This window comes from Ancylobacter sp. Lp-2 (genome assembly GCF_020523795.1).
GTDB lineage: Bacteria > Pseudomonadota > Alphaproteobacteria > Rhizobiales > Xanthobacteraceae > Ancylobacter.
This window is the reverse complement of the sequence record NZ_JAJALI010000004.1, coordinates 229,346-241,248: the sequence shown is the minus strand read 5'-3', so window position 1 is coordinate 241,248 and position 11,903 is coordinate 229,346. Positions and strand designations below refer to the sequence as shown.

Below are 11,903 nucleotides of genomic sequence, written 5' to 3'. Positions count from 1 at the left end.
GGGATGATGATGAGCGAACCCATCCTTTCCGTTTCCAGCGTCGAGAAGAGCTTCGTGCTGCATCTGCGCGACGGAGCGCGGCTGCCGGTAGTGTCCGGCGCCGGCTTCGAGCTCCATCCCGGCGAATGCGTGGCGCTGGGCGGGCCGTCCGGCGCCGGCAAGAGCTCGCTGCTCAAGATGGTCTACGGCAATTACCGCATCGATGCCGGGCACATAGTGGTGCGTGACGGCGACGAGAGCATCGACGTCGCCAGCTGCGCGCCGCGCCGGCTGATGAAGCTGCGGGCGACCACCATGGGCTATGTCAGCCAGTTCCTGCGGGTGATCCCGCGCGTCGGCGCGCTCGACGTGGTGGCCGAGCCGCTCATCGGCGACGGCATCCCGCGCGAGGAGGCGACGGGCCGGGCCGGAGCGCTGCTCGCCAGGCTGAACCTGCCGGAGCGGCTGTGGAGCCTGCCGCCGGCCACCTTCTCCGGCGGCGAGCAGCAGCGGGTGAACATTGCCCGCGGGCTGATCGCCCATCGCCCGCTGCTGCTGATGGACGAGCCGACCGCCTCGCTCGATGCCGCCAACCGGCAGGTGGTGATTGGCCTGATCGAGGAGAAGAAGCGGGCCGGCGTCGCCATTCTCGGCATCTTCCACGACGCGGAAGTGCGCGAGGCGGTGTGCGACCGGGTGATCGACGTGACGGAATTCGCAAAGGCAGCGTGACCGGGCCGCGTGAATGAGCCGCGTGAGAGCGGCGATGGCGCGGGCGAGGCGACGGGGCGGCGGACGGCCGCGTGAGGACGAGATGGACGAGATTGTTCTGGCGAATGCCCAGCTGGTGCTGGAAGATGAGGTGCGCCACGGCCACCTGGTGATCCGCGACGGGAAGATCGCCGAGATCGGCGAGGGTACCGTGCCGCGCGGGGCCATCGATGTCGGCGGCGACCATTTGCTGCCCGGCTTCGTCGAGTTGCACACCGACCATGTCGAGGGCCATCTCTATCCGCGCCCGCGGGTGATGTGGAACGCGTTTGCCGCCGTGACCGCCTATGACGCGCAGATCGCCAGCGCCGGCATCACCACGGTGTTCGATTCGCTGCGGGTGTGGCCGGACAAGAAGGCGGTGGGCATGGACGGCGACGCGCCGCTGCTCGCCGCGACGATTCGCCAGGCCTCCGAGGCCGGGCTCCTGCGCGCCGAGCACCATGTGCATCTGCGCTGCGAGGTGGCGGCCGACGGCGTAGTGGAGGACGCGCAGGCGCTGATGGAGGCCTGCGACGTGCGCCTCGTCTCGCTGATGGACCACACGCCCGGCCAGCGGCAATTCCTCACCGAGGAGCATTTCCGCAGCTACTACAAGAAGAAGAGCGGGCTGACCGACGCCGAGATGGACGTGATCGTCGCCGACCGGCTGCTCGCCCATGAGAAGCACGCCCGCGCCAATCGCGAGCGGCTGGTGGCGATCGCCCGCCAGCGCGGCATCGTGCTGGCGAGCCATGACGACGCCACCCCGGCGCATGTCGCCGAGGCGGTGACCGACGGCGTCGCCATCGCCGAATTCCCCACCACGGTGGCGGCGGCGGAGGGCTCGCACAAGGCCGGCATCCGCGTGCTGATGGGCGCGCCGAATGTGGTGCGCGGCGGTTCGCATACCGGCAATGTCGCTGCCGGCGACCTCGCCGGGCGCGGCGTGCTCGACATCATGAGCTCCGACTATGTGCCGGGCAGCCTGCTGCTCGCCGCCTTCGCGCTGCCAACGCTGGTGGAGGGAATCACCTTGCCGCAGGCGGTGGCGATGGTGAGCGCCAATCCCGCCGACGCCGCCAGCATGAGCGATCGCGGGCGGCTGAAGCCGGGGCTGCGCGCTGACGTGCTGCGCGTCTCGCTCGCCGGGCCGGCGCCGGTGGTGCGCACGGTGTGGCGGCAGGGCGAGCGGGTGGCGTGAGGCGGCGGGGCGGCCTATGACGGTGGCAGGGACGAGACGGGAGTTGCGGGCGTGAGCGGCGAGACCGAGGCGGACACCTTGCCGGGAGCCGGCGCGGATGCCGAAGCGGGCGCGGCCCGTCTCGGCCCCGGCACGCTGGTGCTGGTGGTCGGCCCCTCCGGCGCCGGCAAGGATACGTTGATCGGCCTCGCGCGGGCGCAACTTGACGGACGGGCGGGCCTCGCTTTCGCCCGTCGCCGCATCACCCGGCCGACCGACGCGACCGAGGACCATATCAGCCTCGACGCCGCGTCATTTGCGCGCGCGGTGGCGGCCGGCGATTACCCGCTGCATTGGCGGGCCAATGGGCTGTCCTACGGGCTGGGGCCGGAAGTGGCGGAAGCGATCCGCGCCGGCCGCATCGTGGTGGCGAACGGCTCGCGGGCGGCGGTGCGCGAGGCGCGGCGGCGCTTCGCCGATGTGCGGCTGGTGCTGGTGACGGCGCCACCCGAGGTGCTGGCTACGCGCATCGCAGCGCGTGGACGCGAGAGCGCCGAGGACGCGGCGCGGCGGCTGAAGCGCGAGCCGGCGCTGGAGATGGCGCCGGCGCTCACCCTCGTCAATGACGGCCCGCCCGAGGTGGCAGGCGAACGGCTGGTGGCTTTCCTGGAGCGACTGGCGGGAGCGTAGCGAGAGGCAAGCCTGCCGCTCCCGTGGAGCGTGCCGCGCTTTATCGGGGGGCGGCCCGAAGCCTCCGAAGCCTTTCAATATACGGGGACGATCCCCGCGATCTCCTTCGCAGGCGGCTGGTCGGGCATGCCCCGGCTGGCGTCGCCGCGTGGGTGCGCCTGCGCGGTGCCGACCGCCCGACATGACAACGGCCGGGACGAGGCCCGGCCGTGAAGCGGTGAGGTCATGCGGCGCGGCGTCTACTGCCGGTATTGCTGGATGCGGGTGGTGCGCAGGCCGGCGAGGCCGTGGCGGTCGATCGAGGCCTGCCAGGACAGGAATTCCTCGGTGGTGAGCGTGTAGCGCTTGCAGGCTTCCTCAAGGCTCAGCAGTCCGCCGCGCACGGCAGCGACCACCTCGGCCTTGCGGCGAATGACCCAGCGGCGAGTGTCCGGCGGGGGAAGATCGGCAATGGTCAGCGGACTGCCGTCCGGTCCGATCACGTATTTCACCCTGGGGCGGTAGGCCTCGGTCATTGTACGCTCACTCATGACACCCGAACTTATGAGATGATGGTATCCTGACAGCGATAAATATTTTCCTAAACGAATCACGAGCCGGTGAGTTCACCAAGGTTAAGGCCTTCTTAACATCCACGAAACTTTTTGTTTACCTTGCGGAATCTTCGCCGTGCCCGTTTTGACTGGTAGAGACGCCGGGAATGCCGGATACGGGGCGGGTTGCGCGGCAGGGGCCTGATTGCGTAGAAACGGGTTCGCCGAACGGCGCCGACACCCTATATAGGGACTCCGCAGTCGTTACCTTTTGATGTCTCTGACCCGCTGTTCGCCATGATCCGCCTCGACGACACAGGCCGTGCTCCGAAGGACATCCGCGTGGTGGTGGCGATGTCCGGCGGGGTGGATTCCTCGGTGGTCGCCGCGCTCTACGCGCAGGCCGGCTACGAGGTGATCGGCGTCACGCTGCAGCTCTACGACCATGGCGAGGCGATGCACCACCGCCCCGGTGCCTGCTGCGCCGGGCAGGACATCTACGACGCCCGCATGGTGTGCGAGAAGCTCGGCATCCCGCATTACGTGCTCGATTATGAAAGCCGGTTCCGCGACGCGGTGATCGAGCGCTTCGCCGACGCCTATGCGGCGGGCGAGACGCCGATTCCCTGCGTCGACTGCAACCGCACCGTCAAGTTCCGCGACCTGATGGAGACGGCGAAGGACCTCGGCGCCGACATCCTCGCCACCGGCCACTACGTCACCAGCCGCGGCCTGCCCGACGGCACGCGGGCGCTCTACCGCCCGCTCGACGAGAGCCGCGACCAGAGCTACTTCCTCTATGCGACCACGCAGGCGCAGATCGACATGCTGCGCTTCCCGCTCGGCGAGACCACCAAGCCGGAAGTGCGGGCGCTTGCGGAAGGCTTCGGGCTGAAGGTGGCCGACAAGCCGGACAGCCAGGACATCTGCTTCGTGCCTAACGGGCATTACACCGACATCGTCGAGAAGCTGCGCCCCGAGGCCGGCGAGCCGGGCGAGATCGTGCATCTCGACGGCAGGGTGCTCGGGCAGCATTCCGGCGTGATGCGCTACACGATCGGCCAACGAAAGGGCCTCGGCATCGCTTCGTCCGAGCCGCTCTACGTGGTGGGCATCGATGCCCGCCAGCGCCGGGTGCTGGTGGGGCCGCGCGCGGCGCTCGGGGTCACCGAGGTGCGCGTCGACGAGGTAAACTGGCTCGGCGATGAGAGCCTCGACGCGGCGCTCGATGCCGGCCGCGAGATCTATGTGAAGGTGCGCTCGACCCGCGCGCCGGTGCCCGGCCAGCTCGGCCGCGCCGGCGACGGGGCTCCGGTGGTGCGGCTCGCCGCCGCGGAGGAAGGGGTGGCGCCGGGACAGGCTTGCGTCTTCTATGCCGATGCCGCGTCGGGGGCGCGGCTGCTGGGCGGCGGGGTGATTCGCCGCGCGCCGAATACGTTCACAGCGCTGACACGCGGTCAGGAGATGTTGGCGAACGTCCGTACCGCGTGAGTCGGGCGTCGCACCGGGACCGGCGGCAAAGGCCGGACCGGACTTGTTGGGGGAAAGCATGACGACCGATCTCGACCGCGCCACCGTTGAAGAAGCCTATGCCCGCTGGGCGCCGGTTTACGACGTGGTGTTCGGCGCGGTGTTCGACGCCGGCCGCAAGGCGGCCATCAAGGCGGCGGAGAAGATCGGCGGGCGCATCCTCGAATTCGGCGTCGGCACCGGCATCGCGCTGCCCCTGTATAAGCGCTCGAACCGCATGGTCGGCGTCGACATCTCCGAACCCATGCTCCACAAAGCCCGCGAGCGGGTGAAGAAGGAGCATCTGCGCCATGTCGAGGGGCTGTGCCTGATGGACGGCGCGCATCTCGGCTTCAAGGACGACAGCTTCGACGTGGTGATCGCCCAGTTCGTCATCACCGTGGTGCCGCATCCCGAGGAAACACTGGACGAGATGGCCCGCGTGCTGAAGCCGGGCGGCGAGATCATCCTGGTCAACCATCTCGGCGCCGAGGACGGGCCGCGCGCGGTGTTCGAGCGCTGGTTCGCCCGCAAGGCGCGCAAGCTCGGCTGGCGGCCGGAATTCCAGTTCGCCCGGCTGCGCAACTGGGCGCTGCAGAACGGCACGGTCGACCTGCCGGTCGCCAAGGATGTCGGGCTCGGCATGTACACGCTGGTGCGCTTCCGCAAGCGCAGCGTCGCCGAGCAGGCGGCCCAGGCGGAGACCGGCAAGGTGGCGCTGGCGGGGTAACCCGCCGGTCCGGCGTCGCCGGCCTACTTCCTCAGTCGTTGATTTCCCCCGCCGCCGCGATCACCTCGGCGACGATCTCGTGCACGTCGTCTTCCGTGGTGCGGTGGTTGACGAAGCAGGCGCGCAGGGCGAAGCGGCCATCCAGCGTGGCGTTGGACAGATAGACCCGGCGGCGGGCGAGGAGCCGGCGCAGCAGCGCCTCGTTGTCCCGCTCCCGGTGGCGGAAGCACACCGCGCTGAGCGAACCGGACGACATCAGCTCCAGCTCCGGACGCGCGGCGACGGCGCGCTCCAGCAGCCGGGCATGGGCGAGGTCGCGGGCGATGGAGGCGCGGAAGGCGCTCCGGCCATGATAGCCGAGCGACATCCACAGCTTGAGCGCGCGGAAGCGGCGGGACAGTTCCAGGCTCTCGTCGAAATAGGCGAAGGTTTCGCCGGGATCGGTGTTCAGCGCCCGCACATAATCGCCGCTATGCGAGAAGGTCTTTCGCGCGACATCTGCGTGGCGGTGCAGCAGGCAGCCGCAATCGACCGGCTGGTACAGCCATTTATGCGCGTCGAGCGAGACCGAATCGGCGAGCGACAGGCCCTCGAACAGCTCGGGCGCGGCGAGTGCCGCCAGCACGCCGAAGGCGCCGTCGACATGCATCCACAGCTCCTCGCGTCGGGCGATTTCCGCGATGGCGGGCAGCGGATCGATGGCGCCGGTCGCCACGGTGCCGGCGGTGGCGACGATGGCGATGGGCGTGCGGCCGGCGGCGCGGTCCTCGGCAATGGCGGCCTCCAGCGCGTCGAGGCGCATCCGCCTGTCGGCATCGACCGGGATGAGCCGCAGGTTGCGGCGGCCGAGGCCGATCAGCGCCACCGCTTTCGGCACGGACATGTGCACCTGCTCGGAAGCGTAGACGATGCCGGGGCGGGCGCCGTCCTCATTGGCCGGCAACTTGGCCTCGCGCGCCATGGCGAGCGCCATCAGATTGGCCGAGGAGCCGCCGCCGCACAGCGAGCCGGTGAAGCCGGTGCAGCCGATGGCGTCGCCGAGCCAGCCGATCACCGCCTGCTCGACGGCGACCGCCGCCGGGGCGGAGCGCCAGGCGCCGACATTCTGGTTCAGCACCGAGGCGAGCAGATCGCCGAGCGCGCCGACCGGCTCGCCGGAGCCGAACACATAGCCGAAGAACCGGCCGCCGGAGGGACGGGAATGCGCGGCGATCGTCGTGAAGTCGTCCAGCACGGCGGCGCCGCGCCCCGCCTCGGCCCAGGGCCGGGCGAACAGGCTGGTGGTCTCGACGGCGCGACTGTCCGGGCAGGCCGGGCGGGCGTCGAGCCCGGCCCAGTATTCGGCGGCGAGCCGGGCGGCGGTGTCGAGGAGGCCGGCGAGCTCGGTGCCGGAGATGTCCAGCGCACGGGGCTGCCCGCCGCTGTCGTCCTGTCGCGCCTGGTCCATCGTCGCCCCCTGCTGTCGCCCTGGGAGAGGGCGTGGCGCGGGAAGCTAGGCCTCCCCGGCGCGCCCGGCAATGCGGCGAGGCGTCGTGCCACCCGCGCTCATTTGGCCCAGGCGAGATCCGGCCCCACCGGGACGATGCCGGTCGGGTTGATGGTCTTGTGGCTCTCGTAATAGTGCCGCTTGATATGGGTGAGGTTCACCGTGCCGGCGACGCCGGGCGTCTCGTAGAGCGCCTTCAGGTAGCGCGACAGGTTGGGGTAGTCGGCGATGCGGCGGATGTTGCACTTGAAGTGGCCGACATAGACGGCGTCGAAGCGGATCAGCGTGGTGAACAGCCGCCAGTCGGCCTCGGTCTGCGTCGCGCCGAACAGAAAGGGGCCATCGGCGAGGCGCGCCTCCAACTCGTCCAGCATGGCGAACAAGGCGCGCACCGCCTCCTCATACGCCTCCTGCTTCGTGGCGAAGCCGGCCTTGTAGACGCCGTTGTTCACCGCGTCGTAGATGCGGGCGTTGAGCGCGTCGATCTCCGCCCGCAGCGGCTCGGGATAATAGTCGTGCCGGTCCTGCGTGAAGGCGCCGAAGGCCGAATTGAACATGCGGATGATCTCCGCCGATTCGTTGCTGACGATGGTGCCGCGCTTCTTGTCCCACAGCACCGGCACGGTGACGCGGCCGGAGAAATGCGGGTCGGCCTCGAGATAGACCTCGTAAAGACGCTGCTTGCCGAGCACCGTGTCAGCGGTGGCGCCAAGGGTGGGGCGCTCGGCGTGGCCGGCGAACACCCAGCCTTCCTCGCCCATATGCGGATCGACCACGTCGACGTCGATGAGGTCCTGCAGCCGCTTCAGCTGGCGGAAGATCAGCGTGCGATGCGCCCACGGGCAGGCATAGGAGACATAGAGATGGTAGCGGTCGGGCTCGGCGGCAAAGTCGCCCTCGCCGGTGGGGCCGGGGGCGCCGTCCGGGGTGATCCAGTTGCGGAAGCGGGTGACGGTGCGCTCGAAGCGCCCGCCGGTGCTCTTGGTATCGTACCAGGTGTCGGCCCATTTGCCGTCGACCAGCAGTCCCATCGCGTTTCTCCCTCTGGATCGAGCGCGAAGCTAGGACGAAACCGCGACGATGGCACGCCGTCCTTGAGGGCGGCGGCGAGAAGGACGGATTGCGGGAATGCCCGGGTGACCAGAGGCGCGGCCGCTACAGCCGCTTAATGTAGAGCCGCGTGCCGGTGAGGCCGCCATGCGGCTTCAGCGCGAATTCCGGGATCTCGCCGCAGAACACGAAGCCGTGCCGCTCATAGAGGCCGGCGGCGCCGCCGTCGCTGGCGGTGTCGAGGACGAGATGCGTGCGGCCCCTGTCGCGGGCGACGGCCTCGGCGGCGGCGAGCAGGGCGCTGGCGATGCCGCGACCGCGCAAGGCGGGCAGGGTCATCATCTTGGCGATCTCGGCGCGGTGCGGCTGGTTTTCCGGCAGAGCGAGCTGCAGCGTCACCGTGCCGGCCAGCGTGTCGCCGACGAAGGCGCCGAGCACCACGCGCTCGCCGCGCCCGGCCGCCGCCAGCGAACCGCGCCAGAAGTCGGCCGCCTTCTCGACGTCGAGCGGGTGCATGAAGCTGACCGAGCCGCCGCCGGCCACGGTGTCGACCAGCAGCGCCGCGAGGGCGGTCACGGTCGGCTCGTCGTCGGCGAGCGGGCGGATGGTGAGATCGGGAAGACGTGGCGCGGGGACGTTCATGGCGGTTCTCAGAGACGGGTGAGAGCGACGATGTAGCGGCAGGGCGCGGCACCCTCATTGGCGAAGGTGACCTCCGCCGGCGGGCCGAATCCGAGCGCGTCGCCGGGCTTCAGCTCGTGGCGGGTGCCGTCCTCGATCAGGGTCAGCTCGCCCCGGCGCAGCTGCAGCACCTGGCGGATCGGCGCATAGGAGGAGGCGGGCAGGGTGACGCGGGCGCCGGGCGGCAGCTCGACCTCGACCAGCTCGACCGGATGGTCCGGCCGGGCGAAGATCTGCCGGCGCAGATAGGCGGTGGCGGGATCGCGCCACAGCGGCTGGTCGGTGGCGCGCACCAGCCGGTCGCCGCCCTCGGCGCGCAACAGCAGCCCGGCGAGGGTGAGGCCGAAGGCATTGGCGAGACGCACCAGGGTCACCGCCGTCGGGCTGATCTCGCCGCGCTCGATCTTGCTGATCGTCGCCTTGCCGACCTCGGCGCGGGCGGCGAGATCGGCCAGCGACCAGCCTCGCGCCTCGCGCTCCAGCTTGAGGCGGCGGGCGAGGCGGGCCTCTGTGTCGTCAATTAAACTAGACATACGTCTCTTATAGGAGACGAGCGTGAGGCGATCAAGCAATGGCGCGTGGGCGGGGCGCGGTGGTCGCCATATCCGGCGGGCGCTTCCGGCGCGCTCTTTCCGGCCATGCTTTTGGGCAGGGTTTCGGGGCCTCCCATATGAGCCTTTCGCCGCGCTCTCCATCTGCCCCTCGACCTGCGTCCCGGCCTGTGCTATCCGGCCGGACCTTTTTCGGGAAAGACGGCGATGGCCCCGAGGCCGATGCAGCGACGACGAGACGAGGCGACCCGCGCGGAGAGCTTTCCGTGCGCGGACGATTTCGCTCGCCGGTGCCGGCGGCCGTGAACAGACGGTCGCGCGGCGCGGCGATGTGCCGACCCTGAGCCTTCCGAGCGCGACATGACCGAACTTTCCATCACCGTCCTCACCGAGACGCCCGCCGACGACGCCGCCATCGAGCGGCTGGTGGCCCGCACCTTCGGGCCCGGCCGATATGCCCGCACCGCCTACCGGCTGCGCGAGGGCAACCCGCATCGGCGCGACCTCTCCTTCACCGCCTATATCGGCACCATGCTGGTCGGCTCGGTGCGGCTCACCCCGATCCTCATCGGCGAGGACGCGGCGCTGCTGCTCGGCCCGCTCACCGTCGAGCCGCCGTTCCGCTCGCACGGCATCGGCCGGCGGCTGGTGGAGCGCTGCCTGGAGGCGGCGAAGGCCGAGCTGGCGTCGAAGGCGGCGCTCGACGAGGCCGGCGCCGCGCGGCTGGTGCTGCTGGTCGGCGACGAACCCTATTACGGCCGCATGGGCTTCAAGCGGGTGCCGCCCGCACAGGTGAGCCTGCCGGGCCCGGTCGATCCGGCGCGGGTGCTGGTGTGCCCGCTCGACGACACGCCGCCGGAAGCGGTGCGTGGCCCGGCGCGCAAGGCCTTCGGCATGCCGGCGTCGATCGCGGCGGAGTGAGGCGGCCGGTCAGCCGGCAAGCGTGAGCGGGCCGGTGACCTCATAGGCGAGGCGGACCATGCCGAGCGGCAGCGCCTCGCTCTCACGCAGCACGAGCTGCAGGGGATCGAGGCTGTCGGGCGGGAACAGCCGAACGCCATTTCCCAGCAGCACCGGGATGATGAACAGCTCGAGCCGGTCGATGGCGCCGGCGGCGAGGAAATCGGCCTGAAGCCCGGCACCGCCGACCACCCAGGCCGCGCCATCGCGTGCACGGAGTTCGGCAATGAGCGCGGGGACGCCGTGCCGCCATGCCGTGACCCCGGCGGGCGCCGCCGCGAGCGGGCGCGAGGTGACGATGAGGCCGCGCTTGCCGGCATAGAGCCAGCCAGCATCGAAGGACAGGAGCTGGTCGAAGGTTCCTCGCCCCATCACCACCGTGTCGATACCGGCGATGAAGCGCTCATAGCCGAACTCGACGCTGTCAAAGGGTTTGAGCCAGCTAATGCCGCCGCCGGCATCGGCGATGTAGCCGTCGAGGCTGGTGGCCATGTAGCCGCAGATGCTCGCCATCGCGTGTGTCCTACCGTGCGGAATCAGCGCGAGCATGAACCTCACGCAGCGGCGCCGCCAGAGCTCGGGACGTATCGATCACGGCCGCTTGAGCGAGATCGACACCGAAAGTCCCAAGCGCTATGCCTACCCCCGGAGTACCACTCAGAAGACGGGAACACGATGCTTTCTCGCAGACATCTGATCCAGGGCACCACCGGCATCGCCGCTGCCACCATGCTTCCCGCAATCGAACCCACCTTGGCCGCCGAAGCCGACGTGCCCGCGACCGGCGTGGCGCAGCTCGCGGCCACCATATCGGACAAGCTGTTCGATGACGACGGTCTGGCCCGGCCGGTGCCGGACCAGCCGGTCGTTTCCAACCTGGCGAGCGGTCTCGATCGCACGCTCGTGCTCGGCGGTGGTGGCGAATACTACGTGGCCTGGTATTGCGGCTTCTTCCACGGCCTGCTCGAACAGGGCGTCGATCCGACCATCGCGGAGATGGTCGTCGGCACCTCGGCCGGCTCCTATGCCGGTTCGTCGCTGCTGTCCGGCCGGTTTCAGCAGCTCCGCACCGAGTTCGCGTTTTTCGGTCATTTCCCCGGCCTGTTCGCCAAGCTGGCGCCGGTCACGGCCCCCAATGCGAGCCAGAAGCGGGCGCAGGAGATCAATTTCAGCGTCAAGGACGGGGAGCCGGAGACGATCCGGGCGATCGGCCACGCCTCCCTTGCCGCCGACAACCATCTCAACGGCGATGGCGTGGCTCGCCTGGCCTGGCTGCTGACCGGAGACAGCCGGACCGACTGGCCGACGGCAAAAATGTTCACCACCGCCAATGACTGCTACACCGGCGAGCGTCTGGTGGTGCACCAGGACGTCGCGCGCCGCAACGGCATTCCCCTTGCGCGCGCGGCTGCGGCCAGCTCGTCCTTGCCCGGCGTGATGGGGCCGACGCTGGTGGGCCAGCGCTTCTGCATGGATGGCGGTATTTCCAAGGCCTGGGCGCACACCGATCTCGTCGCCGGTTCCAAGCGCGCGATCGTCATCACGCTCACCAATGGCTATGAGGGCAGCCTGCTCAGCGGGATACCCCACGACATCCACAAGGAGATCGCCGCGCTGGAAGCGACTGGGACGAAAGCGATGCTTATCATCGCCGGCACGCCGCCCGGGCTCAATCTTCTCGACCCCAAGCAAATCGAGCCCGCCCTCAAGGCCGGATATGAGCGCTCGCAAACCGAAGCGCCCAAGATAAAGGCCTTCTGGGCCTAGGCGGACGCCGGCCGCCTAGAGCGTTTTCGAGCGA

Annotated in this window: 13 protein-coding genes; 7 read left to right on the top strand and 6 right to left on the bottom strand. The window is 69.7% G+C overall.

All coding sequences use genetic code 11. The annotated features are described in order from the left end of the window. Positions 1–9 precede the first annotated feature (9 nt). From phnL to phnN, 3 genes are all read left to right on the top strand, one after another. Complete coding sequence (gene phnL / locus LGR54_RS12550) at positions 10–711, top strand: phosphonate C-P lyase system protein PhnL (protein WP_230362301.1); 702 nt, start codon at positions 10–12, stop codon at positions 709–711. An 82-nt stretch (positions 712–793) separates the two neighbouring features. Then, positions 794–1,933: an alpha-D-ribose 1-methylphosphonate 5-triphosphate diphosphatase gene (locus LGR54_RS12545; protein WP_230362300.1), complete on the top strand. Its 1,140-nt coding sequence runs from the start codon at positions 794–796 to the stop codon at positions 1,931–1,933. 51 nt (positions 1,934–1,984) lie between these two features. Further along, the gene (phnN, locus tag LGR54_RS12540; protein WP_230362299.1) at positions 1,985–2,602 is read left to right on the top strand and encodes a phosphonate metabolism protein/1,5-bisphosphokinase (PRPP-forming) PhnN; all 618 of its coding nucleotides are present in this window, start codon (positions 1,985–1,987) and stop codon (positions 2,600–2,602) included. A gap of 239 nt (positions 2,603–2,841) precedes the next feature. Here phnN and LGR54_RS12535 read toward each other — a convergent pair whose 3' ends face one another. Beyond that, entirely contained in the window at positions 2,842–3,117 is a 276-nt protein-coding gene (locus LGR54_RS12535) for a DUF1153 domain-containing protein (protein WP_213356345.1), read from the bottom strand. A 315-nt stretch (positions 3,118–3,432) separates the two neighbouring features. On the opposite strand from LGR54_RS12535, the gene mnmA reads away from it, so the two are divergent. Further along, positions 3,433–4,626: a tRNA 2-thiouridine(34) synthase MnmA gene (mnmA, locus tag LGR54_RS12530; protein ID WP_230362298.1), complete on the top strand. Its 1,194-nt coding sequence runs from the start codon at positions 3,433–3,435 to the stop codon at positions 4,624–4,626. Positions 4,627–4,684: 58 nt separating this feature from the next. Further along, positions 4,685–5,374 carry a class I SAM-dependent methyltransferase gene (locus LGR54_RS12525; RefSeq protein ID WP_230362297.1) on the top strand — a complete coding sequence of 230 codons (690 nt, stop codon included), beginning with the start codon at positions 4,685–4,687 and terminating at the stop codon, positions 5,372–5,374. Positions 5,375–5,405: 31 nt separating this feature from the next. On the opposite strand, the gene LGR54_RS12520 is transcribed toward LGR54_RS12525, so the two are convergent. The 4 genes from LGR54_RS12520 to LGR54_RS12505 all read right to left on the bottom strand — a co-directional run bounded on the left by LGR54_RS12520 (position 5,406) and on the right by LGR54_RS12505 (position 9,124). Further along, positions 5,406–6,821 carry an aminotransferase class V-fold PLP-dependent enzyme gene (locus LGR54_RS12520; RefSeq protein ID WP_230362296.1) on the bottom strand — a complete coding sequence of 472 codons (1,416 nt, stop codon included), beginning with the start codon at positions 6,819–6,821 and terminating at the stop codon, positions 5,406–5,408. A 98-nt stretch (positions 6,822–6,919) separates the two neighbouring features. Then, positions 6,920–7,891, bottom strand: a complete 972-nt coding sequence (locus LGR54_RS12515; RefSeq protein ID WP_230362295.1) for a glutathione S-transferase family protein — start codon at positions 7,889–7,891, stop codon at positions 6,920–6,922. 124 nt (positions 7,892–8,015) lie between these two features. Continuing rightward, positions 8,016–8,552, bottom strand: a complete 537-nt coding sequence (locus LGR54_RS12510; protein ID WP_230362294.1) for a GNAT family N-acetyltransferase — start codon at positions 8,550–8,552, stop codon at positions 8,016–8,018. A gap of 8 nt (positions 8,553–8,560) precedes the next feature. Beyond that, entirely contained in the window at positions 8,561–9,124 is a 564-nt protein-coding gene (locus LGR54_RS12505) for an XRE family transcriptional regulator (RefSeq protein WP_230362293.1), read from the bottom strand. Positions 9,125–9,502: 378 nt separating this feature from the next. Between LGR54_RS12505 and LGR54_RS12500 the strand changes: the two genes are divergently transcribed. Then, positions 9,503–10,063 (top strand): GNAT family N-acetyltransferase, encoded by a 561-nt coding sequence (locus tag LGR54_RS12500; RefSeq protein WP_230362292.1) that lies wholly within the window; start codon positions 9,503–9,505, stop codon positions 10,061–10,063. 9 nt (positions 10,064–10,072) lie between these two features. On the opposite strand, the gene LGR54_RS12495 is transcribed toward LGR54_RS12500, so the two are convergent. Beyond that, positions 10,073–10,615, bottom strand: a complete 543-nt coding sequence (locus LGR54_RS12495) for a dihydrofolate reductase family protein (RefSeq protein WP_230362291.1) — start codon at positions 10,613–10,615, stop codon at positions 10,073–10,075. Between the two features lie 162 nt (positions 10,616–10,777). Between LGR54_RS12495 and LGR54_RS12490 the strand changes: the two genes are divergently transcribed. Beyond that, positions 10,778–11,869 (top strand): patatin-like phospholipase family protein, encoded by a 1,092-nt coding sequence (locus LGR54_RS12490; protein ID WP_230362290.1) that lies wholly within the window; start codon positions 10,778–10,780, stop codon positions 11,867–11,869. Positions 11,870–11,903 lie beyond the last annotated feature (34 nt).